The organism is Prochlorococcus marinus XMU1405 (genome assembly GCF_017696275.1).
GTDB classification, from domain to species: domain Bacteria; phylum Cyanobacteriota; class Cyanobacteriia; order PCC-6307; family Cyanobiaceae; genus Prochlorococcus_A; species Prochlorococcus_A marinus_AB.
The window spans coordinates 392,763-415,543 of sequence record NZ_JAAORF010000002.1 but is presented as its reverse complement, the minus strand read 5'-3'; the positions used below and the strand labels follow the sequence as shown (position 1 = coordinate 415,543).

General features: G+C 28.3%; 21 protein-coding genes and 1 tRNA gene. 14 read left to right on the top strand and 8 right to left on the bottom strand.

What is annotated here, in order from left to right; translation table 11 throughout:
* Positions 1-635 precede the first annotated feature (635 nt).
* Complete coding sequence (locus tag HA148_RS05885; protein ID WP_011132751.1) at positions 636-743, bottom strand: high light inducible protein; 108 nt, start codon at positions 741-743, stop codon at positions 636-638.
* 485 nt (positions 744-1,228) lie between these two features.
* Positions 1,229-1,300 (bottom strand) — tRNA-Lys (locus HA148_RS05880).
* Between the two features lie 176 nt (positions 1,301-1,476).
* On the opposite strand from HA148_RS05880, the gene HA148_RS05875 reads away from it, so the two are divergent.
* From HA148_RS05875 to HA148_RS05860, 4 genes are read left to right on the top strand one after another with little or no spacing between them, the layout of a single operon-like run.
* Positions 1,477-1,593, top strand: coding sequence for a photosystem II protein Y (locus HA148_RS05875; protein ID WP_011818654.1), 117 nt, complete (start codon positions 1,477-1,479; stop codon positions 1,591-1,593).
* Positions 1,594-1,599: 6 nt separating this feature from the next.
* The gene (gene trmFO / locus HA148_RS05870; protein ID WP_209131050.1) at positions 1,600-3,012 is read left to right on the top strand and encodes a methylenetetrahydrofolate--tRNA-(uracil(54)-C(5))-methyltransferase (FADH(2)-oxidizing) TrmFO; all 1,413 of its coding nucleotides are present in this window, start codon (positions 1,600-1,602) and stop codon (positions 3,010-3,012) included.
* A gap of 11 nt (positions 3,013-3,023) precedes the next feature.
* The gene (crtH, locus tag HA148_RS05865; protein ID WP_209131048.1) at positions 3,024-4,568 is read left to right on the top strand and encodes a carotenoid isomerase; all 1,545 of its coding nucleotides are present in this window, start codon (positions 3,024-3,026) and stop codon (positions 4,566-4,568) included.
* Between the two features lie 14 nt (positions 4,569-4,582).
* A complete protein-coding gene (locus HA148_RS05860) occupies positions 4,583-5,113 on the top strand; it encodes a hypothetical protein (protein ID WP_209131046.1) in 531 nt (176 codons plus the stop codon).
* Here the strand turns inward: HA148_RS05860 and HA148_RS05855 are convergent.
* Positions 5,086-5,823: a response regulator transcription factor gene (locus tag HA148_RS05855; protein ID WP_209131044.1), complete on the bottom strand. Its 738-nt coding sequence runs from the start codon at positions 5,821-5,823 to the stop codon at positions 5,086-5,088. The genes HA148_RS05860 and HA148_RS05855 overlap by 28 nt on opposite strands.
* A gap of 86 nt (positions 5,824-5,909) precedes the next feature.
* Here HA148_RS05855 and HA148_RS05850 point away from each other — a divergent pair, with 86 nt between their 5' ends.
* Positions 5,910-6,179 carry a DUF6761 family protein gene (locus HA148_RS05850; protein ID WP_209131042.1) on the top strand — a complete coding sequence of 90 codons (270 nt, stop codon included), beginning with the start codon at positions 5,910-5,912 and terminating at the stop codon, positions 6,177-6,179.
* 48 nt (positions 6,180-6,227) lie between these two features.
* Here HA148_RS05850 and grxD read toward each other — a convergent pair whose 3' ends face one another.
* From grxD to HA148_RS05830, 4 genes are read right to left on the bottom strand one after another with little or no spacing between them, the layout of a single operon-like run.
* Positions 6,228-6,551 carry a Grx4 family monothiol glutaredoxin gene (grxD, locus tag HA148_RS05845; RefSeq protein ID WP_209131040.1) on the bottom strand — a complete coding sequence of 108 codons (324 nt, stop codon included), beginning with the start codon at positions 6,549-6,551 and terminating at the stop codon, positions 6,228-6,230.
* Between the two features lie 3 nt (positions 6,552-6,554).
* Complete coding sequence (locus tag HA148_RS05840) at positions 6,555-6,785, bottom strand: BolA family protein (RefSeq protein WP_209131038.1); 231 nt, start codon at positions 6,783-6,785, stop codon at positions 6,555-6,557.
* 12 nt (positions 6,786-6,797) lie between these two features.
* Positions 6,798-7,313 (bottom strand): hypothetical protein, encoded by a 516-nt coding sequence (locus HA148_RS05835; RefSeq protein WP_209131036.1) that lies wholly within the window; start codon positions 7,311-7,313, stop codon positions 6,798-6,800.
* Between the two features lie 43 nt (positions 7,314-7,356).
* Complete coding sequence (locus tag HA148_RS05830) at positions 7,357-7,971, bottom strand: lysophospholipid acyltransferase family protein (RefSeq protein WP_209131086.1); 615 nt, start codon at positions 7,969-7,971, stop codon at positions 7,357-7,359.
* A 160-nt stretch (positions 7,972-8,131) separates the two neighbouring features.
* Here HA148_RS05830 and HA148_RS05825 point away from each other — a divergent pair, with 160 nt between their 5' ends.
* The 9 genes from HA148_RS05825 (at position 8,132) to HA148_RS05785 (ending at position 22,200) form a co-directional block, all read left to right on the top strand.
* Entirely contained in the window at positions 8,132-8,848 is a 717-nt protein-coding gene (locus HA148_RS05825) for a pyridoxine 5'-phosphate synthase (protein WP_209131034.1), read from the top strand.
* Between the two features lie 8 nt (positions 8,849-8,856).
* The gene (locus tag HA148_RS05820) at positions 8,857-9,174 is read left to right on the top strand and encodes an MgPME-cyclase complex family protein (RefSeq protein WP_025881740.1); all 318 of its coding nucleotides are present in this window, start codon (positions 8,857-8,859) and stop codon (positions 9,172-9,174) included.
* A 17-nt stretch (positions 9,175-9,191) separates the two neighbouring features.
* Positions 9,192-12,371, top strand: coding sequence for an exodeoxyribonuclease V subunit gamma (locus tag HA148_RS05815; protein ID WP_209131032.1), 3,180 nt, complete (start codon positions 9,192-9,194; stop codon positions 12,369-12,371).
* A gap of 3 nt (positions 12,372-12,374) precedes the next feature.
* Positions 12,375-12,848 (top strand): methyltransferase family protein, encoded by a 474-nt coding sequence (locus tag HA148_RS05810; protein WP_209131030.1) that lies wholly within the window; start codon positions 12,375-12,377, stop codon positions 12,846-12,848.
* Between the two features lie 12 nt (positions 12,849-12,860).
* Positions 12,861-16,487 carry a UvrD-helicase domain-containing protein gene (locus HA148_RS05805; RefSeq protein ID WP_209131028.1) on the top strand — a complete coding sequence of 1,209 codons (3,627 nt, stop codon included), beginning with the start codon at positions 12,861-12,863 and terminating at the stop codon, positions 16,485-16,487.
* 1 nt (position 16,488) lies between these two features.
* Positions 16,489-18,192 (top strand): AAA family ATPase, encoded by a 1,704-nt coding sequence (locus tag HA148_RS05800; RefSeq protein WP_209131026.1) that lies wholly within the window; start codon positions 16,489-16,491, stop codon positions 18,190-18,192.
* Between the two features lie 139 nt (positions 18,193-18,331).
* On the top strand, positions 18,332-20,113 hold the full coding sequence (locus HA148_RS05795; protein WP_209131024.1) for a DEAD/DEAH box helicase: 1,782 nt from the start codon (positions 18,332-18,334) through the stop codon (positions 20,111-20,113).
* Positions 20,114-20,155: 42 nt separating this feature from the next.
* Positions 20,156-20,416 (top strand): hypothetical protein, encoded by a 261-nt coding sequence (locus tag HA148_RS05790; protein WP_348535245.1) that lies wholly within the window; start codon positions 20,156-20,158, stop codon positions 20,414-20,416.
* Between the two features lie 11 nt (positions 20,417-20,427).
* Positions 20,428-22,200, top strand: a complete 1,773-nt coding sequence (locus HA148_RS05785) for an ABC transporter ATP-binding protein (protein ID WP_209131020.1) — start codon at positions 20,428-20,430, stop codon at positions 22,198-22,200.
* A 20-nt stretch (positions 22,201-22,220) separates the two neighbouring features.
* On the opposite strand, the gene psbP is transcribed toward HA148_RS05785, so the two are convergent.
* Positions 22,221-22,778 (bottom strand): photosystem II reaction center PsbP, encoded by a 558-nt coding sequence (gene psbP / locus HA148_RS05780; protein WP_209131018.1) that lies wholly within the window; start codon positions 22,776-22,778, stop codon positions 22,221-22,223.
* Positions 22,779-22,781: the final 3 nt, after the last annotated feature.

The window sequence follows — 22,781 nt, the reverse complement described above, 5'->3', positions numbered from 1 at the left end:
AAGACCAAGTAATGTGTCAAAAAGGTTGTCATGCGAATAAGGATGACTGGACAACGACCTTGGGCCTAACAATCACTCCTGGTGTTTTCATTGAAGAGAACGATGGTGCAGACGATCTAACAGGAATCATCCTTAAATCTTCATTCGTTTTCTAAGAATATTAGAAAAACTTACACACAAAGAAAGGCCTGCTGTAAAGCAGGCTTTTTTTTATGGAATTTTTATTTTTAATATTAAAATATGGAAACAAAAGGAATGAATGTCCCGTCGAAATTTCACAACTCTAGATTTTAGTTATACTTTAAATAAATTAAACTTTTTTGTAGGAATTTTTTTAAAAGATTAATTTCATAATGTCTCCAATTTTTAAGTGTTTAATATGTAGAAAAGATATAGAAAGATCGACTAAGACATTCTGGGTTAAAAAAGGGCATTTATTATGCTCAACCTGTTTAGATAATATTGATAAAAATAAAAAATTTAAGTTATAAATTGATTACACTTATTTTAATTGTAATCTTATAGTGTATTAATTTTGAAAAAAAAACTCTGCTTAAGCAGAGTTTATAAAGAAGTTTTAGGATTTTAACTAAACTTAAGGGATCGAAACAGTTAGTCTGTTGTCAATAATAAAGTTAAAACCAACCAGGAATGATTTGACCTGTGGTTACGTAAGCGCCAACCGCTGCTACGAAACCTAGCATTGCTGCCCAACCATTAAAACGTTCTGCTTCAGGAGTCATAATTAGATAAGTAAGATATGTGAATTATTGTAACAGAGAATATGAAGGTTTGTAAAGCGATTTCTGTTTTTATTTGGCCAATTAAGAAAATAAATTTTGGGACGATGAATTATTGACATAAATGTTACGGTAATGTGTTATTTGGCGTACTTTCTTTTTCGTTATTTCTTATATAAATTCTAAAATTGATGTGGTTTATTTTAGAATTAATGAAATACTTTCCCCTTTGCCTTTGTTTATATTTTGACCATTTTTCGTATTTAAGATTATTTTTCCGAGAATATTTTAGGACGTACGAGTATAAGTTTAGATCGAAAGCCCAAAATATATTTTTAACGTTTTCTTTTAAAAAGATGCAAAATCAACTTCTAGAAAATAAAAACTTTTTCAGTATTTCTATTATCAAAATAATAACTTTATAGTCGTAGTATTCATTTACGAATTCTCTTAGAGTGAAATTTAAAAATTAACTCAATAAAAAAATGTGGGTCGCCTGAGATTCGAACTCAGGACCAGCCGGTTAAAAGCCGGATGCTCTACCGCTGAGCTAGCGACCCATTTGGTAAAATTGAGTACATATGAAATTATCCCTTTTTAAGGAAAAAAAAACAACTTAATATCACAAGTTGAACAATAGAAATACAATTCTTAACTTATGAAATAAAAAATTAAAAATTCTCTCTATATTTACAGTTAAAAGGTAGGATATTCATTAAATAACAGAATTTTTAAAATGCTTAGAACAATTGTAGTTTTCGCTCCTATTATTGCAGCTTTAGCTTGGGTTATATTTAATATTCAAAAACCAGCAAGAGAACAGTTCAATAGAGACTTTTTGGGAAAGGATTAATCTAGTTTGATAAAGAAAGAAGTAATAGTAATTGGAGCAGGTCTAGCAGGTTCTGAAGCGGCTTGGCAGGTAGCAAATTCTGGTGTTCCAGTTAAATTAGTTGAAATGAGACCTTTTAAATCTACTCCAGCTCATCATACTGGAGAATGTGGAGAACTAGTGTGTAGCAATAGTTTTGGGGCTTTAAGTTCAGATAGAGCTGCAGGTTTATTACAAAAAGAACTAAGATTATTTAATTCATTAATAGTTCAAACAGCAGATAAATTTGCTGTTCCAGCTGGAGGTGCTTTAGCGGTAGATAGATCTAAATTTAGCAATGCTTTGACTGAAGTTTTATCTAATCATCCTTTAATCGAAATTAAAAGATTTGAACAACAAGATCTCCCAAGCAAAGAAAATATAACTATACTCGCAACTGGTCCACTAACTGCAGATGATTTGGCCAACAAAATTCGATTTTTTACAGGTATCGATGCTTGTCATTTTTTTGATGCTGCTAGTCCAATAATTTATGGAGATACTATTGATAAAGAGATTGTCTTTAAAGCTAGTAGATACGACAAAGGAGATCCGGCATATCTTAATTGTCCAATGAATAAAAATGATTATATTCATTTCAGGAACGAACTAATAGCAGGTGAGCAAGCTAACTTAAAAGACTTTGAAAAAGAATCTGCTAATTTCTTTGAATCTTGTTTGCCAATAGAAGAAATTGCTAGAAGAGGAATTGACACGATGAGATACGGACCTTTGAAATCTATTGGGTTGTGGAATCCAAAGTGGGGAGACTTGTTCGATAGGGAAAATAGATTAAAAAATCGGCCTCATGCAATTGTTCAATTAAGGATGGAAGATCTCGAAGGGAAGTTGCTTAATATGGTAGGTTTTCAAACTAACTTAAAATGGTCAGAGCAAAAAAGAATTTTTAGGATGATTCCAGGTCTAGAAAAAGCTGAATTTGTACGTTTAGGAGTAATGCATAGAAATACTTTTTTAGAATCTCCTAAATTACTTTTACCAACACTGCAATTTATGAAAAGAGAAACTCTTCTAGCAGCTGGTCAAATAACAGGTACGGAAGGTTATGCTGCAGCTGCTGCGGGGGGATTGCTCGCAGGAATTAATGCATCCTTATTAGCTATGAGTAAAATCCCAGTAACTTTCCCTGATGAATCAATGATTGGTTCCTTAATAAATTACATTAGTAATAGAAATCAAATATTATCTAATCAGAAAAAAAATAAATTCCAGCCAATGCCTGCTTCATTTGGATTAGTACCAGAACTCACTAAAAGAATAAAAGATAAAAGATTAAGATACAAAATTTATCAAGAAAGATCTACAGAAGCTTTAAAAGGATTTAAAAAACTATTAGATGCTCGATTTGAAAAAGATCACTTACTTATCAAAACTAACTAAAAACCTCAAAAATGAAATCTAATAAGGAAAATTTTGATGCTATCATAATTGGCTCAGGAATAGGTGGGTTAGTGACTGCATCTCAGTTAGCTGCCAAAGGAGCTGACGTTTTAGTTCTTGAGAAATATATAATTCCAGGAGGAAGCGGCGGCTCTTTTAAAAGAAACGGTTATACCTTTGATGTTGGTGCTTCTATGATATTTGGATTTGGAGACAAAGGTTATACCAATTTATTAACTCGTGCTCTTAAAGATGTAAATGAAAAATGTGAAACTATTCCTGATCCGGTGCAATTGGAATATCACCTTCCAAATAACTTTAATATTTCTGTAAATAAAAATTATGATCAATTTATAAACAAATTATCAGCAAGATTTCCTAAGGAAAAAGAAGGTATAAAAAATTTTTACGATACCTGTGCCAGTGTCTTCAAATGTTTAGATTCAATGCCTCTTTTATCAATAGAAGATCCAAGTTATCTTTTCAAAGTTTTCTTTAAATCTCCCTTATCCTGCTTAGGTTTAGCGAGATGGCTACCTGTAAATGCAGGAGATGTCGCCAGAAAGTTTATAAAAGATCCTGAGCTTTTAAAATTTATCGATATCGAATGTTTTTGTTGGTCAGTAATGCCTGCAATTAAAACTCCCATGATTAATGCTGGAATGGTTTTTACAGATAGACATGCTGGTGGTATAAATTATCCAAAAGGGGGAGTAGGAACTATAGCAGAAAAGTTAGTCTCTGGGATCGAAAAATTTGGTAGCAAAATACGCTACAAAGCCAATGTTGTTGAAATACTTTTAAAGGACGAGAAAGCAGTGGGAGTAAAGCTTTCAAATGGGGAAGAAATTTACTCAGATATCATCGTATCTAATTCCACAAGATGGGATACATTTGGACTGAAAGACAAAAAGAAAGGATTAATTGCAAGTAAAGATGTACCAAAAAGTGAATATAAGTGGTCAGAGACCTATAAATCCTCTCCATCTTTTGTCTCAATTCACCTTGGAGTTAAAAAAAATCTGATCAGTAATAACTTTAATTGTCATCATATAATTGTTGAGAATTGGGATGAATTAGAAAGTGAAAAAGGAGTTATTTTTGTCTCTATACCTACTTTGCTTGATTCGTCTTTAGCTCCAGAAGGAAAACATATCGTTCATGCATTTACTCCATCATCAATGAGTGAATGGGAAGGACTATCGAGGAAAGAATATCTTCAAAAGAAAGAAAAATACTTTTCATTTATTGTTGAAAGAATTTCACAAATTTTACCGAATCTTGAAGAGAATATCGATCATAAAGAAATTGGTACTCCAAAAACTCATAAAAAGTTTCTTGGAAGATACGAAGGTAGTTATGGACCTATTCCTAGACAAAAGTTGCTTGGACTTTTACCAATGCCTTTTAATACTACAAAAATTAAAAATCTTTATTGCGTAGGGGATTCATGCTTCCCAGGTCAAGGCTTAAATGCAGTAGCTTTTAGTGGATATGCTTGTGCCCATAAAATAGGTTCAAAATTAAATATAAATAGTTTCAACTTGCCAGATTAAAAGTTTATTAGCAGATGATAGAAAAGTTTAAAACTCTTTTTTTTGTAAAAAGTTCTTTAATTTCTTTATACTTAGCACTTACAATTCCGATACCGTTTATCTCAATAGATAAATTAAAAATCTTTTCTTTATTTATATTTGTTTTAGGCTTATATTTGATTATTAACATCACAAATGATTATGTTGAGACTTGCAACAATAAAATTTCATATAAGACAAGCTTTATTTCTAAAACCTTAGGAAAAAAAAATTGGGAAATTCTTTGGAAAGATATTAAGTTAATCAAAACTCTCCCCACCAGTCAGGGTAGTAAAGTTTATTATTTTAATACTATTGAAGGAGATAATTTCCTAATCCCACAAAGGCTTGAAGATTTTGACAAGTTTTTATCAATTGTTTCTAAAAAAACTGGACTTAGAGTTAAAGACATTTCTTATATATCACCTTTATGGACTTATAAAGTATTAACTTTTTTGTCTTTTTTAATGATTATTGGAGAAATCTTAGCTTATAAAAATCAGATGTTATCGATACTAAATCTATAACCTTGCTGTCTCACGGTTGTTATTCCCCCTCCTTCTCCCAATCCTGCCTGCTCTAATTTTCTTCTTAATGTTAATACTTGAGTATCTACAGATCTTGGACCCCCACTGAATGGAGGCCAAGCCATCCTTAGGAGCTCTTGCCTACTTCTAACCATGCCAGGAGGCATAAGAAGCGCACAGAGCAGGGCAAACTCCCTTGGACTAAGCTCTACAGGCTTCTCACTAAGAGTTACCTGTCTTAAAAGGAGATGAACTTCTAAGGGACCAACTTCAACTTTTTCTTGTAATCCGATTCTTCCCCTTTTTAAAAGTGTTCTACATCTTGCAGCTAACTCTTCTAATCCAAAGGGTTTTCTAAGAACATCATCAGCTCCTTCATCTAACAAATTAACTAGTGCTTCAACTCCAGATCTAGCCGTCAAAACAATTACTGAAGATCCTAGTTGTTGAGCTAATCTCATAGCAGTATTCTGCTCCAGGATTTCTGCACTTACCAATAGGTCAGGTGACTGTTCTCTGCACAAGTCAACTGCTTCCGCAGCCGAGCCAACTGCGGCCGCAAGGTGACCATCTTGACGAAGCCTTTGTACAAGGACAGTTCTAAGTGTGGGGTGAGGTTCAACAACAAGAACTCTTGAAGGAGTTTGAGAGCTCGCAGGCAACTGTGTACCGCCAGGGGTTGAAGCTAAGATTTGCTCAGTTGATTGCATTCTTAATTACTGTTGGGCCAGGCAATTTTTTATCATCCTTAATAAGGTATAACAAATGCAAAAAAAAAATAAGAATCTATCGAATTATGACATCATTTGAAAACCCCAGAGCAATTCGTCATTTTCAATCAATTTGTGATAGTTGCCAAGACTTGGTTAATCGTTTTCATACGCCATCTGATCTTAAATTATATAGTGATGGTTACCTTCAAGCCTTAAGGAATTGCAATGCTTTAGAGCAAAAAGATCAAGATAAATTAGAAAGGTTAATAGAAAGATGGATTTTAGATCCATCTAGTTTTATTGATCCTGAGGGAGAGGGAAATAAAGGTTTTTTTGATAAAAAAAGGATTTAAAATATTAATTTTTATTAACTAAATCAGTATTTATACCTACAAAATGTTTTAGGACGCTAATGCAATTTCTATTTTTTCTTTTAAAGATCCTGAATTGTACATTTCGATAAGGATATCTGATCCACCAAGAAACTCTCCTTTAAGATAAACTTGTGGAATTGTTGGCCAGTCAGAATATTCTTTGATACCTTCTCTAACTTCGAAATCGCTTAAAACATCAAAAGTGCAAAATGTTACACCTAGGGAATTCAAAATTTGAACCACGTTATTTGAAAAACCACATTGCGGCATTAACTTTGTGCCTTTCATGAATACCATTACTGGATTGGAATCAATAAGTTTTTTTATTTTATCTCTTGTTAAGTTGTCCATAATTTAATTTGGAGTTTCTGTTTTTAATGCTAACGCATGAATAGTTTCTGAAGCTAATTCTTCTTTTAAAGCGGAATAGACTAGCTGATGTTGTTTTACCAATGATAATCCATTGAATTCAGATGCAATTACAGTAACTTGCAAATGATCATTTCCCTTAAGGTTTTCAACAAAAACTTGGGAAAATGGTAACTTTTTTTTGATTAAATTAGTAACTTCTTCTTTCGTAATCATAATTGATTTTTACTAACCCTTATAAATGGTTTCAACAAAGCCTAGTTGAATTAATTTTTTATAGGCCTCTTTCCCTTCAGTACTATTAGGGGACATTATTCTTATTGTTTCAATAAGAAGTGGAACGGCCACATCAGGCTTTTCGTTCTTTATGTATAGAGCTGCTAATCTATCATTCGATTCTGCCAAAATTTGTAATGCTGCCTTACCTTTCCTTCTCATCTCATTTGGTATTCTTGCATCCAATCCAACAAATGATTTATTTAAATCTGAATAAAATGATGCCAATTGTGTAGCTAATTTTCTTGCATCAATATATGAGTCTTTAGCTTTTTCAAAATCTCCGTTTTTTATCGCCTTATCGCCTTGTTTTAAATAATATTCAACGTTACCGACAGAAAGTTTTTTATTAGTACTTGAGAGAACTTTGTAATCTTTTGGGTTCTTAACTTCTGCATGAACTATATTTTTGTAGGGGAAATTTCCAAAAAATATAAATAAAATAGGAATTAACTTTAAGAATTTCATATTCTCATTAAATTATTAAGATTAATAGTAACTTATTGTGGATTCATCTACCCACATTTTTTAATGCTATTTTTTCCTCCCTAGTCATTTTTTTATTTAGAAGGTTATTAAATTCCTTGATAGAAAAGTTTAGGTAATCATTAATTGCTATTGGTTTTCCAAAGGATATACAACATTCGTCCCTGAATTTCGGAGAAACTTTACTATAGGCAATTCCGATTGGAATAATAAAAATCGACTCTTTTTTTCTTGTAGCTAATCGTGCCAATCTGTATAGACCTTCTTTGAGAACTAACTTTTTTCCATATTTATTGATCTTTCCTTCGGGAAAAACAACTAGCTGTTCTCCTTTTTCTATAAGATCAATCGCATATCTTAATGCTGAGAGAGACGGCGATAATTGATTTATCGAAAAACATCCAAGTCTTTTTAAAAACCAACCTTGTATTCCTCTCATTTCGGATTTAGTAACCATAAATCTACAATCCTTTTTCGTTACCCTTCTACCCATTGCCATGGTAAGTACTAAGCCGTCCCATCTTGATCTGTGGGTTGGAGCCAATATGATAGAGGAATTTATAGGAATAGAAAAACCATTATTTAAAATTTTCTTTTTTTTAAAAAAGAACCTTAAAACAATGTCCTGGGTAACGAACATTGCAATAAATCCCATTAAAGGGTTAATTCTATGCCAAGTATCTATTGAATTTTTCTTCAAATTCTATTAACTATATATTAATAATTTAAGTGTTTGCCTTTTTTTATTAGCTATCATTGGGCGGTTACTAGATTGTCTAGAAACTAAGATTTTTAAAATTATGGCCACTTTAGGAGTAAACATAGATCATATTGCAAATGTAAGGCAAGCAAGGAAAACTGTAGAACCTGACCCAGTACAATTTGCTTTTTTAGCTGAATTAGGAGGTGCAGACTCCATAACAGTTCATTTAAGAGAAGATAGAAGACATATTCAAGATAGAGACGTATTCCTTCTGAAAAAGACCATAAAAACAAAACTCAACTTAGAAATGGCTGCTACACCAGAAATGTTACAAATTGCCAAAAAAATTATTCCCGATTATGTAACCTTAGTACCAGAGAAACGAGAGGAGGTCACTACTGAAGGTGGGTTAGATGTTAAAAGTAATGTGCAATACCTCAAGAATTTTGTTGAAAATTTAAAAGATTTAAATATAGAGGTAAGTGCATTTATTGATCCACTTGTTGACCAGATAAATTATTCCAAAGAGATAGGGTTTAATTTTATAGAATTACATACTGGAAAATATGCTGAACTATCAGGATCTAACCAGCATAAAGAGCTCCAAAGGATTATAGAGTCTACACACATAGCAAATGACCTCGGATTAGTTGTTAATGCTGGTCATGGCCTTAACTATAATAATGTTAGGAAAATTGCATCAATTAACAATATGAATGAGTTAAATATAGGTCATAGTATTGTTGCAAGGGCTTTAGCGATTGGATTAGAAAAGTCTGTACGTGAAATGAAGTCCCTCATTACATTAAATTAATTTTCAAAATGACAACATATTTTTTCGTCGCCGCAAGTGAAAAATTTTTAACAGTTGAAGAACCACTTGATGAAATTTTGAAAGAGAGGATGAGGAACTATAAAGAAAATAATAAAGAAATAGATTTTTGGCTCTTAAAAAATCCATCATTTTTACAAACCACCCAATTTGCTGATCTAAAAGCAAAAATTCCATCTACCCCAGCAGTTGTCTTGTCGACTGACAAAAAATTTATAACTTTCTTAAAGCTTCGTTTAGAGTTTGTTGCTGTGGGGGAATTCGAATGTCCTAATGCAGAAATAATTGATCCATTTAAAGTTGAGTAATATAACCATCTAGTAAATTGCTCAATCTTTATAAGTCAAATAAAATTGAAGTAATTAGTGAGCTGTTAGCAGAGGAATTAAAAATATGTCCTCCGCCTATAAATCAGAAATTAGAAATAGTAGTCCCAAATTACTTTTTTGGAAATTGGTTACGTGAACAAATAACTATAAAAAACAAAATAAGTGCTCTTTATGAATTAAAGACAATATCAACCTATACAGAATCTTTATTGACAAATTTCTTCCCTGCAATTGATATGAGCGCATGGAATTTTGAGTCAATTAAATGGGGCATTATCGATTCCTTGGAAGAATTAAATAGCTTTAATGAATCATTTCCGCTTAGAAATTGGATTAATAAATATTTGGATAATAAAAAGATAATTGATGGAGACATATATAATCTGACAAAAAAGATCACGAATAATTTTATTGATTATCTGATTTTTAGACCTGAAATGATTGCTCAATGGAATAGATATGAAATTAATTCATCTAATCTATTTAAGGATTTAAACTCAGATCAATTCTGGCAACCTATTTTATATAAATTATTAGAGGAAAAAATATCTGAAAAGCCATCATGTTTATACATGATTGAAGTAATAAAGAATTTAAGAAAAATTAAAAACGTTCAATTACAAGTACCAAAACAAATTTATATTTTTTCAGATAATAACTTATCTAAATTACATATTAATTTTTATTCCGAACTTTCAAAATTTATTAAGGTAAATTTGTATTTATTATCTCCTGGAGAAGATCTATGGAATAGAATAAATTGTCTTGAAGGTGAGTTGGAATTTTATGATAATGAAAGTAAATTGAATTTAAATAAAAATATAGAGAAAATATTTGGTAAATTTGGAGCAAACTTTCAGAAATTAATTGATGAAAATATTTATACAGAAGGTATAAATTTAAAAAATAATCTCATTTATCTCGATCCAACAACTAATTTTCATAATAAGAAAAATATTCCTCTTCTTAATCAAATACAAAAAAGACTAATTGATAACAATAGCATTGATTTTATAGTAAGTGAAAGGGATGATTCAATATTACTTTGTGAGCATTTTAATCAGAATAGTCAATTTGAATATTTAAGAAATAAAATTATAGAAATAATAAATTCTTGCGAGAATATTAAATATAGTGATATTGCTGTTTTATCTCCACAAACTAATTTAATTAAACCTTATCTAAGGTACATCTTTAATAATGAGTTAATTAATGGTGAAAAGATACCTTATTTTTTTATTGATGAGGATAATCATGACTCTTCAGGCATTTATGAATTTCTAATTGACATCACTGAAATAGCAAGTGAAAAAATTTCACTTGAAAAAATAGATTATATTCTTTCGAAAAAAGTAACTCAGAACATTTTTGATTTTAATATTACTGAGAAGGATGAAATTATTTTCTTACTTACCCAAGCGGGGTTTCATTGGGGACTAGATGATAAAGAAAGATTAGGTGAAGAGAAAAATACTCTGGATTGGTGTATAAATAGAATCACTTTAGGCTTAATTTATGACAAAGAAGTAAATTTAAGTACTTTTAATTTAAAACCATTTAGCTATAAAAATATAAGTTTGGATTTGAATAAATGGGTTAAAATATTAATTCATTTAAAAAAATATATTAATTTGATAAGGGGATCTTTTTCTTACTCTAATTGGGTTGAAAAGATAAAGTTTATATTAAAAAGTATTGCTGATTCTAATGCAAATTTCAATTTAGAAATAAGTGAAATAAATAGAATTCTTGATAACCACGCAATACCTTTAATACCTGATGATCTTATCTTGTTAAAAGTTTTTAGAGAAATATTAATTTCTTGCATAAATAAAGCTAAATATAAAAGCAAATCACGAGTCAACAAGATCCTAGTAAGTGATATTGAGAATTCAAGGCATATTCCACATAAGGTTATCTTCCTAATAGACATGAATAGTGTTAATTATCCAAAATTAGCAAAGAGTGAAAACATTAATTTATTAGAAAATAAATATCATTTGGGTGATCCATCTGTTTTTGAAAGAGAGAAATATGCATTTCTGGAGTTGTTAATTGCCTGCAGAGATAAATTTATAGTTACTTGGGTAAAAAATGATAATAACAATAAAAAATTAGATGTTTCTTTTCCTATAAAAGAGTTAATTTCTTTTTTTGATAGTTTCTTAAATCAAAGCCAAAGAGAACTAATAATTAGAGATTCTGATTCAAATAAAAATGAAATAATTGATCTTGATAAATCTAAGATTTTTAAAAGTAATTATTCTTTAATAGAAGATATAAATTGGAATGAAAAAAAATCTGATATTAAAAATTACAAATTATCAGAATTAATTTATTGGTTCAAGTCTCCACAAAAATATTGGCTTAATAAAAACAATATTTATCCCAAGGAAATATTTATTCATCATCCAGACGAAGAGTATGTTAGTAATCTGCAAAAGTCGCAACTAATTACAAAAATAATCCAGCAAGTAGAGATTGATAATCATAATATTATTGATGATTTAAATGAATTAAATATTAATGATCAATTGGCTGAAAATGGTATTATTATGCCCAAAAATAGTATCTTTACAAAAGAAAAAGAAATCAAAGACTTATTAAGCAGTCTAGCTGCAAGTTTGAGTCAACATAATAAGATTAATAAAATCTATGTTAAGTTATATGCGAATAAAGAAGAATATTTAATCGCTGATGACAACGTAATTGAATTAATTAATACGAAGTTAAGTTTAAGTCGTTTGACTGAGGCTTGGATAAAATTACTCTTTATTTCTTCTTTGAAGAGAAATATAAAAAGGACTAAAGTAATTTTTAGAACAGAAAATAATTATAAATCGCAAATTATTCAATCTCCTGGAGCAACTGAATCAAATCTAATTTTGGAGGATTACATAAATATTTTTAAAAATTATTCTGAAAAATGTTTACCTCTTCCTCCAGAAAGTGCTTATAAATATGTAGAAGCAAAAATAAAATCAAAAAATGAAAAAAAAGCTTTTACAGATAAATGGATTGGTAATAAAATTTTTTCTAAAGGAGAAAGAGATAATATCGAAATGAAAATGTGTTTTGGTAATGAAAAAGAACCAGATTTCTTTCTTGGAAATAATAATTTTGATCAATTATCATACAGATTATATGGTCCTCTAATTAAAGCATTAAAGAAATAAAAAATGTCTAAATTTCAATTAAAAAATTTTTTTAAACCTGCTTATGATCTAATGCTTGTTTTTTTACAGTTCTTTATTATTATTCTTCATTTTTTTCAATGGGAATTTCTTCCTCAAAAACAAATAATTCAAGCAAGTCCTTTTTCTTATTCCCTGGGTATTTTAATTATCATAATCGCTTTCATAATAATGTTAGTTTCAATTAAAGACTTAGGTAGAAATTTATCCCCTTTCCCAAGACCTATAAACAATTGCAATCTAGTTACTACAGGTATTTATCGATTTACCCGTCATCCTATGTACTATTCTTTAATATTTTTTTCCATTGGATTTTTTATAATAAAATTATCTATTTATTATTTATTTTTGACAATAAGTTTAGCTTTAATAATTAAATTTAAGATTGCCTTGGAAGAGAAATATTTAATGAATAAATTTAAGAATTACTTACTTTATAAAAATGAGGTCAAATTTTAATTTAATAAAGAAATGGATATTAATCAAATTAAATTAGATAATAAGTTTAAATTAGTAGAAGCAAGTGCAGGAACTGGTAAAAGTTTTACTTTGGCGCACATAGTTTTAAGAAATGTTTTGGAGAAAAAAGTTAAACCAGATGAGATACTCTTGCTAAGTTTTACAAAAAATACTTGTTCTGAGTTAAGAGATAAAATACTCTCGAGATTTCATAATTTAAAATTATATTTGCAAAGTCATAATGAAAGTAAGATAGATAATACTCTTAAGGATTGGTATCTAAATTTTAAGGATAAAGATAAATCTAAGGAAAAAATTATTTCCGAAATTGATAATTTTATAAATCAATTCTATAAGTTAAAAGTAACTACCTTCCATGCTTTTTGTAATAATATTATTGATGAATATAGTATTGAAATAGGTGTAACTCAAGATCCATATATTGATAATAATATTGATAATTTGTATAAAAATGTAATAGATAATTTGTGGATTGATGATTTTTTGAATCTTAATCATGAGCTTATTTCAGCAGTCAACAAAAAAAAAATAAGTTCTAGATTTGGAAGTAGGATCAATAAGTCATTTTTTGTAGAAATTTTAAAAAATATAGATCAAGAAAATATCTGTAAATTTCAAATAAATAACAAATATAAGATTATTGATTTAAATAATTATTTTAATGAATTTTTTTATTTAAATTGGAACGAGTTTTGTTTTGAATGGAATAAGAAAGGTAAGGAATTATTTTTACAACTCATAGAGTTGGGAAAATTAATTAAGGAGAGTGGTGGAAAAAGTCAAATATATGCTGCAAAACCAAGAAATGATAAGTTTAATCAAATAAATTGTTGGATTGAAGAAATTAACAAAAGGCTTAATTCTAAAAATGTTATTGATTTTATATATGATATTTCTAAGGATGATCTTTTATCTAAATATTTTTACATTGAAAATATATCTAAAGAAATTAATAAAAATAATCTAAAATTAGATTTTACTAAATTTAATTTATTACAAGATAAAATTTATAAAATAAAAGAAGGTTTCTTTACTGAATTTGTAAGAATATTTACCCAATTAGCTTATATAAAATTAATAGAATTAAAGAAAAGTTTTTCTATTTTTAACTTTAATGATCTTATAAAGACTGTAGAAAATACATTTCTAGATTCGGAAACTAGTAATAGTAATACCCTATCTAAAATTCAAAAAAGATTTAAATGTATCTTAGTTGATGAGTTCCAAGATACAGATATTACTCAGTGGAATTTAATAAAAAAGTTCTTTAATACAAAAAATCATTTTTTACTTTGCGTAGGTGATCCAAAACAAGCGATTTACAAATTTAGAGGTGGAGATATTGAAACTTACTTAGATGCAAGATCTAATGCAATCGAAGTTTTTAGTCTTACAGATAACTATAGATCCTCAAAAAAGTTAATCGATGTTCTTAATAAACTTTATAAGAATGGACTTCAACAATCGAAGCTAAACTATAGTAAATTAACCTCAAGAATTAATGATAATATTAATCCTAAATTTAAATTTAAGAATGTATTTGAAATTGTAGAATTTTCAAAAAAAGAGACTGATATAGAGGATCTTGTAACTCATTACATAGTTAACTTTATTTTAAACAATAAAGAAATTGATATTAATAAAATTGCGATTCTTACATTAAATAATTCGCAATGCTTAGATTTTAAAAAAAAATTAAGTTATTTTAACCTCCCATGCAAAATTCAAAATAAACAAAATATTTTTGATACAGAAGCAAGTTCTCTATTATTTTTATTCATTGAATGTTTATTAAATCCTAGGTCTTTAAAAAATATAAATTTGCTTGCTACTTCAAAGTTTATAGAAATAAAATTAGAAGATTTACTTGATAATGGAATTAGTAATAATTTAGAAATTTTAATTAATAAATGCATTACTTGGTCCCATGAACTAAGAGAAAAAGGTTTTTTAAACATTGTTAATGAACTACTTATAAATTACAATTCATCCTCGATTATTCAAGATTCAGATTTGAATTCAAATTTATTTCAACTTTCAGAAATTGTTGAAATAGAATTAATGAATAATGATTTTGATCTCAATATAGTCTTCAACTGGTATAAAAATCAGTTAGATCATATTTTAAGAATTTCTACTGGCGAAGATTTTTTGACGAAAGATTATAATCTTCAAAATGGAATAAATCTTTCTACCATTCATAGTAGTAAAGGCCTCGAATTTGAAATAGTCCTATGTCCATATCTCTCAATTATTTCAAATAAGTCAAATAAAATTAAAGGACCTCTTTGGAAATCAAATATTGATAGAAATATATATGTTAATATTTCTAATAATTACGCGAAGGTTGAAAAATTTAAATTAATAGAAGAAGAAGATTTATTTAAAGAGAGTGAGAGGTTAATTTATGTAGCACTTACAAGGAGCAAATATAAACTTATTGTTTTTAATGATTTAGAGGATAAAAATAATATTTTAAATAATGATTTACTTAATAATTTGGACAATATCAATATTTATAAGTCTACTTTTGAAGTCAGGATAGAAAAAGAGAAAATAAATGAAATTTTTTCTAAGTTCCAAACCAACCGATTGAATAATAATATTTGGAAAATAGATAACGTTAATAAAAAAATATCTAATGTATTTAATTCTGATAAATTTATTTCTTATTCAAGTTATTCTTCTTGGATACGTAAAGATAAAAATATTGATGCAGTCATTAATCAATATAAGGATTATGAAGATAATATATCAATTATCAAAGATTCTAATTTTAAGAATTCAAAGAATTATCCTAATTATTTTTCTTATCCAAATCCCTTAAGTGAATTTCCAAAAGGAACTATTGCTGGGACTTGCCTGCATAAAATAATAGAAAGATTTGAATTTAGAAACGATAATAATCAAGAATTAATTGATTTAATTATTGAGGAATTGAACTTTCATCAAATCGATACTTCTTTGGCTTTTAAAGTAAAAGATGCGATTTTAAGAATCATAAATATATCCTTAGGAAGAGAATTACAAAATAAGAAACTAGTTGATATTCCAAATGAATACATAATTAAGGAACTAAAATATGATTTAACCCTATCTTATGAAGGTAGAAATATTAATACTAATGATATATCAAATTGCTTTTTTTTAGATCAGGAATATGAATTTGGTGAAGAATATGCAAATAAAATAAATGATCTTCAAATTATGAATAAAGGCTTTCATTCAGGATGTATTGATTGTATTTTCCCTGTAGGAAATAAATTAGAAGATAGTAAATGGTGGGTAGTTGATTGGAAAAGTAATTTGATTTCTGGTAGTGATAATAGTGATTGTTTACCAATAAACTATAACTATGAAAACATGAGAAATGAAATGATTAAACATCATTATCCATTGCAATCTCATCTTTATTTATTAGCATTGCATAGATTATTAAAGTGGCGACTTAAAAATTATCAACCACATAAACATCTAGGAGGATATATTTATTTGTTTTTAAAGGGATTACCAGATTTTGAATTATTTGAAAAATCTAAGTCTGAAGATATATCTCCAGGTATTTTTATTAGCAAAGCACCTTTAAAAAGAATTAATTATTTAGATAACCTTTTTTAGAATGACAAAAACTACTACAGATATTGAAAATTTCCAATACGATCATATATTTAATTTAATCTTAGATATTTTCAAATTTAGTGAAAAAAAATATGGAAATTTCGTAAAAGATGTATTAAGAATTTTATTAGAGTTTGAAAAAAATGGTGAAACTATTATTGATGTTGATAATAGTTTAATAATCTTTGAATTATTAGAAGATGGCTGGCCCAATAAACATATAGATGTTCTAAAAAATAAAGGTTTGATAGGTTCCCTTCATTCTCCATTCGTATTAGTAAATAGAAAGTTATCCTTATCAAAATGGTCAAAAAAGATAGAAAGAGTTATTAATTTATTTTTAAAAAAAATAGATAACGATAATTTAATGAACTCAAGAATTTATAAAGAAGATAATAAAATTGATCAAATTAAAAATATATTTAAATATTCAAACTTAGTTTTTCTTCAAGGAGGACCAGGTACTGGTAAAACCACTTTAATAATAAATTTAATACTAGAACTCCTTCAAGTTGATAACTTTTTAAATATTGGTTTGTCTGCTCCAACTGGTAAAGCTACAGCTCGTTTAAAAGAATCTCTTAATAATAAAAAAAATATTGTCTCTAGCAAATTCCTAGACCAAATAGAATTTCAAACTTTACATAGATGGATTTTAAATTCTCAAAATAAATCTCTAAAGTTGAAATTTAAACTAAAAGAGCTTGATATTTTCATAATTGATGAAATGTCAATGGTTAATATCGATTTGATCGAATCAGTTTTAAATTTGCTAGCAAACGACTGTAAAATTATTTTAGTTGGAGATAAAAATCAATTGTCTCCAGTAAATAACTGTTCTATATGGAATTATTTGTTTGAATATGCCGATAATAGTTCTATTAAATCTTGTGTTGTAAATTTAGAAAAAACTTATAGAAATATTGGAGATATAGCATTAATTAGTAGTTTAATATTTAATAATGATTTTTCTTTACTTAATCAAAAGATAAAAGAATTAGAAAAAGATAATAATTCAAAAGAAATTACTATTTCAAAGAGTAGAGAAAAAGATATTCCAAAAGATCTATTATTTTCTATTACAAGTTATCTAAAACAATTAAATATTTCAACTTCAAATTTAAGTAAAAAAAAATATATATTTGATGAGAGTATTGATAATTTATTGGTTAATGAAAGAGATTTAGTAGATAAGATATTTCTGGATTTACAAAGTCACTTGATTTTATGCGAAAAAAATTCCGGAATATGGAGTGTTGAATATTTGAATGAAATTGTGTTTGGTCAAAAAAAACCTTATGACCTTAAAACTCTTAAAGAGGGTGTTCCGATTATGTGTACAAAAAATAATAATGAACTTGGATTGTCAAATGGGGATATCGGAGTTCTTATAGGTTTAAAAAATAAAAGAAAATATCTTTTTAGAAAATATAATGATAATAACGAAGAAACTGTCGCATTAATTGATCCATCTAATTTAGAAAATGTTGTACCAGCAATAGCGATTACTATTCATAAATCTCAAGGAAGTGAATCTGAAAAAGTAAACATTTTGTGGTCCCAAAATTATAGAAGAAATCAATATGCTGTAAAAGAAAAAAAAGATAATCAAAATACCTTTTGCAGAGATGATTTTGAAAGAAGGTTATTATATACGGCTGTTACAAGAGCGAAAAAATCTTTAAATATATATTATTTAAATTAAATTTTATTTTTGAGAAATTAGTAATATCTTAACCCCAAGATGTTAGATTAATAATTCGGCTCTGTAAGGCTAATCAACAATTTAAGTCAATTTAAATATTTGTTGAATGCCTAATCAGAAAGATTATTAGGCATTGAAAATGGCTTTAAAAAAAGATAGTAACTCTCTAGGTAGAGAGCAGGAAAATTCTCAGAATGAAGATTCTTCCCTACTAGAGTTCAAGAACTTAGATAATAAAAAAGAAATTGAATCTCAAGTATTGGAAGTATCTAAAGGAGATGTTAATGAGAATGGATTTCTCGATTTTGGTTTTAATCAATCGATCTTAAATTCGTTAATAAATAAAGGATATAAAAATCCAACTCCCATCCAAAAAGCTGCAATTCCCGAACTAATGTTAGGCAGGGATTTACTAGGCCAAGCACAAACAGGAACAGGAAAGACTGCAGCTTTCGCATTACCAATAATAGAAAAACTTACAGATAATAAAGAATTAAATGCCAAGGTTTTAGTTATGACTCCTACAAGAGAATTAGCAACTCAAGTGGCAGAATCTTTTAAAAGTTATAGTTCTGAATCTAGTAATTTTAAGACGGTTGCAATATATGGAGGTACCGACTATCGAAATCAAATTTCTGCATTAAAAAGAAAAGTTGACGTAGTAGTTGGTACCCCAGGCCGAATAATGGATCATATAAGGCAGGGGACTTTTAAAATTAAAGATATAAATTGTCTTGTTTTAGATGAGGCAGATGAAATGTTAAATATGGGTTTTCTTGAAGATATTGAATGGATAATAGATCAACTTCCGGAAAATAAGCAGATGGTATTGTTTTCAGCGACAATGCCTAGTGAGATAAGAAATATAGCAAAAAAATATCTAAATGATCCCGCCGAAATATTAATCAAAAGTGTCAAAAAAGAAACTCAATTAATTTCGCAAAAATTTCTATATGTACAAAGGCATCATAAGTTAGATGCTTTAAAAAGAATACTAGAACTTAATAACGAGGGAGTAATTATTTTTGTTAGGACAAAACTACTTACTACTTCAATAGCTGAAGCTTTAGAGAATTCGGGTCATACTGTGGCGGTACTTAATGGAGATATACCTCAAAATCAAAGAGAAAATACTGTAGATAGATTGAAAAAAGGATTTATTAATATCCTTGTTGCAACTGATGTCGCAGCTAGAGGATTAGATGTTGAGAGGATAAAACTTGTTGTTAATTACGATTTTCCTTTTGACAAGGAAACATATACTCATAGAATTGGAAGAACTGGAAGGGCAGGCAGATCAGGAGAAGCAATTTTATTTGTTAATCAAAGAGAAAAACATTTTCTAAGAAACTTAGAAAACTCAACAAGAACCAAGATTGAAGAAATTAATATACCAAGTAATAAAATAATAAATGAAAAAAGGATGGAGAAACTTATAGATAATGTTAATGAGAGTTCTTTAGCTAAAGATGAAAATGAAGAAAATAAAGCTTTGATTATTGATGTACTAGATAATTTAAAAGAAAAATACTCTATGGATGACTCAAATATTGCAATGGCGGCGATTAATTTAGTTATAGGTAATAAATCATTTTTTGTAAATGACGATGATTCTTGGATTAATAAACAAAATAATACTGATCGAAATAGATCAAATAGAAATAGTAATAATCGTATGAGAAATTCAAATAGGAGAAATAATTATCAAAATGATTCTTTTGAAACCTACAAATTTAACTTTGGTAAATTTGATGGAGTTAGAGTTGCAAATATCATATCCTCAATCTGTAATTCAACTAATATAAATGGTAGATCCATAGGTAAAATACAGATTTTTAATGATTACAGTTTAGTAGATTTACCCAGAGATCTGCATAGAGAAACTAAAAATAAATTAAAAAAAATTAAAGTCAGAAACTAGGTATAGAGTATGAAAGCTAGCAAATATAATTTCTTTATTTTTGTGAATCTGATAATACTATTCAACTCCTTTAATAGTCATTATTTAGCTGAAACGAAACAAAATTCAATCATAAAATTATTTTGTCTTCAGAGTGTCAAAGAGGAGATGATGAAAGCAGAAATGCTATATAGTGAAGAAATTGCAAATGAAACTTGTGATTGTTACTACGAAGAATTTATGCAAACTGCAAGTCATCAAGATGCAAAAACAAAATGTAAATTAGAAACTAAAGAAAATTTAAATCATAATAGAAAAATTTAATTATCATTTTTATGAGGTCTAAGAACAATCAAAATCCAATAATTAGACTTTATTTAAATCTGATTGAGGAAAGAAGGTTACTTTTTTTTGCTTTTTTTAGTTCCATAATTAATAAAATATTAGATTTAGCTCCCCCTGTAATAATTGGTCTTGCAGTGGATATCGTTGTTAAGGAACAGAATTCATGGATTGCTGGTTTTGGAATAAAAGAAGTTCCAGCACAATTGATTTTTCTTGCATTTGCTTCAGGAATAGTTTGGTCTGGTGAATCCTCCTTTGAATATTTATATTCGATTTTATGGAGAAATTTGGCTCAGCTATCGCAACATAAATTAAGAATAAAAGCTTATGAGCATATCCAGGAGTTAGATATGGATTTTTTTGAAAATGATAATACTGGGAGGCTATTATCTATTTTGAATGATGATATAAATCAACTCGAGAGATTTCTAGACCAAGGGGCTAATCAGATTATTCAGTTATTTATAACTGTCTTAATAATTGGGGGCACTATGATTTTTGTTGCTCCAAAAATCGCTTTATTTGCTTTCTTTCCTATTCCAATTATATTTTTAGGATCAATTAAATTTCAAAGGAAGCTTGCTCCAAAATACAGAGATGTTAGAAATAAAGCCGGACTCTTGGCATCAAGGCTTAATAATAATTTAAGTGGAATTCTAACCATAAAAAGTTTTACTAAAGAAAAATGGGAACTAAATAGATTAAATAAAGAAAGTCTCGATTATCAAAGAAGTAATAAGGCTGCAATAAAATTATCTTCTGCTTTTATCCCTCTTATAAGATTTGCAATTTTATTTGCTTTTATAGCGATTCTATTAATTGGAGGTTTCCAAACTTGGAATAAGACACTTGATGTAGGTACTTATAGTTTTTTAGTGTTTATTACACAAAGACTATTATGGCCTTTAACTACTTTGGGGCATGTTTTAGATGATTTTCAGAGATCTATGGCTTCAATTGATAGAGTAATTGATCTCATAGATACTCCTATAAAAATAAAAGATGGAAAAATAAAAATTGAACCTAAAGATATCAAAGGAGAAATTATTTTTAATAATGTAAATTTTAATTATCCTGGACGAGATTTAACTTTAAAAAACATAAATTTCAAAATTGAAAATAACTCAACATTAGGAATTGTTGGTTTAACAGGTTCTGGGAAAAGTACAATAATAAAACTACTACTTAGAATTTATGATAGTAATAATGGGTCAATAACCTTGGATGGGGTTTCTATTAAAGAAATAAATTTGAGAGATTTAAGAAAGTGTATCTCTTTAGTAAGTCAAGAAACTTATTTATTTCATGGCAGTGTACAAGAAAATATTGCTTATGGCTCATTCAACCCAAGTCTTAAAGATATTATTAAAGCTTCAAAGATTGCGGAAGCTCATAAATTTATTGAACAATTACCAGATGGTTATAAAACTATAGTGGGGGAAAGGGGCCAAAGGCTCTCGGGCGGGCAACGTCAAAGAATTGCCTTAGCGAGAGCCGTTTTAAAGGATGCTCCAATATTAATATTAGATGAAGCTACAGCTTCAGTTGATAATGAAACAGAGGCTTTAATTCAAAAATCGTTATCTAAAATCACAAAAGAAAGAACAACTATAGTAATAGCTCATAGATTAAGCACTATAAAAAATGTGGATAATATTGTAGTTATTGATAAAGGTAAAATAGTTGAAATCGGAAAACATGAAAAACTATTATATCAGAACAAAATATATGCTGATTTGTGGAATGTTCAAGTAGGAATCTAGATCTAGTATGAATTTCTAAATTATATTAAGAAGTTAAATGATTCAATTACGTTACTAAACATACCGTCAACTTTATTCCACCTTTCTTCATTTGTTCCCACAGCAAAAGTGTAAAGTGTTCCTCTATCAATTACGACAGTAGCTAATTCATGTCTTGCCTGTTCATTTAAATTTAATTCATACTCTAAATCATAGAAAATATGATTGGATGTCTCCCTCTTATTGGCATTTATAAGTTTTACCTCTCTACCTGAACCTTCGGGAGCAATGACTTTATCAATTAATGTTTGGCCTACTTCATTTGGGCTTCCTAATTGCTCTAATTGAACCTCTTTATTGACATCAGAAATAACTAAACTTAAGGTCTCATTACTATTTATTAAATCATGATAAATAATTTCAGGTCCTCCATCGACTTTTACTCTAGTCCAGCCTGTTGGATATAAAAAGGCATATCTTCCATCTGGACTTTGATAAGCTTCTAATCCAGCATTTAGTCCGCCACTACAAGCGCTCAGTGTTAAACACAAGAAAATCAAAAATAAATATTTGAAAGGGTTAAATTTAATATTTTTCATTTT

What these genes read in the sequence shown, in the direction of transcription:
- HA148_RS05810 (WP_209131030.1), top strand. Translation starts at nt 12,375, where the DNA reads ATGTCTAAATTTCAATTAAAAAATTTTTTTAAACCTGCTTATGATCTA.
- HA148_RS05825 (WP_209131034.1), top strand. Translation starts at nt 8,132, where the DNA reads ATGGCCACTTTAGGAGTAAACATAGATCATATTGCAAATGTAAGGCAA.
- grxD (WP_209131040.1), bottom strand. Translation starts at nt 6,551, where the DNA reads ATGGACAACTTAACAAGAGATAAAATAAAAAAACTTATTGATTCCAAT.
- HA148_RS05805 (WP_209131028.1), top strand. Translation starts at nt 12,861, where the DNA reads ATGGATATTAATCAAATTAAATTAGATAATAAGTTTAAATTAGTAGAA.
- HA148_RS05800 (WP_209131026.1), top strand. Translation starts at nt 16,489, where the DNA reads ATGACAAAAACTACTACAGATATTGAAAATTTCCAATACGATCATATA.
- HA148_RS05785 (WP_209131020.1), top strand. Translation starts at nt 20,428, where the DNA reads ATGAGGTCTAAGAACAATCAAAATCCAATAATTAGACTTTATTTAAAT.
- HA148_RS05840 (WP_209131038.1), bottom strand. Translation starts at nt 6,785, where the DNA reads ATGATTACGAAAGAAGAAGTTACTAATTTAATCAAAAAAAAGTTACCA.
- crtH (WP_209131048.1), top strand. Translation starts at nt 3,024, where the DNA reads ATGAAATCTAATAAGGAAAATTTTGATGCTATCATAATTGGCTCAGGA.
- HA148_RS05830 (WP_209131086.1), bottom strand. Translation starts at nt 7,971, where the DNA reads ATGTTCGTTACCCAGGACATTGTTTTAAGGTTCTTTTTTAAAAAAAAG.
- HA148_RS05860 (WP_209131046.1), top strand. Translation starts at nt 4,583, where the DNA reads ATGATAGAAAAGTTTAAAACTCTTTTTTTTGTAAAAAGTTCTTTAATT.
- HA148_RS05850 (WP_209131042.1), top strand. Translation starts at nt 5,910, where the DNA reads ATGACATCATTTGAAAACCCCAGAGCAATTCGTCATTTTCAATCAATT.
- HA148_RS05820 (WP_025881740.1), top strand. Translation starts at nt 8,857, where the DNA reads ATGACAACATATTTTTTCGTCGCCGCAAGTGAAAAATTTTTAACAGTT.
- HA148_RS05885 (WP_011132751.1), bottom strand. Translation starts at nt 743, where the DNA reads ATGACTCCTGAAGCAGAACGTTTTAATGGTTGGGCAGCAATGCTAGGT.
- HA148_RS05855 (WP_209131044.1), bottom strand. Translation starts at nt 5,823, where the DNA reads ATGCAATCAACTGAGCAAATCTTAGCTTCAACCCCTGGCGGTACACAG.
- HA148_RS05875 (WP_011818654.1), top strand. Translation starts at nt 1,477, where the DNA reads ATGCTTAGAACAATTGTAGTTTTCGCTCCTATTATTGCAGCTTTAGCT.
- psbP (WP_209131018.1), bottom strand. Translation starts at nt 22,778, where the DNA reads ATGAAAAATATTAAATTTAACCCTTTCAAATATTTATTTTTGATTTTC.
- HA148_RS05795 (WP_209131024.1), top strand. Translation starts at nt 18,332, where the DNA reads ATGGCTTTAAAAAAAGATAGTAACTCTCTAGGTAGAGAGCAGGAAAAT.
- HA148_RS05835 (WP_209131036.1), bottom strand. Translation starts at nt 7,313, where the DNA reads ATGAAATTCTTAAAGTTAATTCCTATTTTATTTATATTTTTTGGAAAT.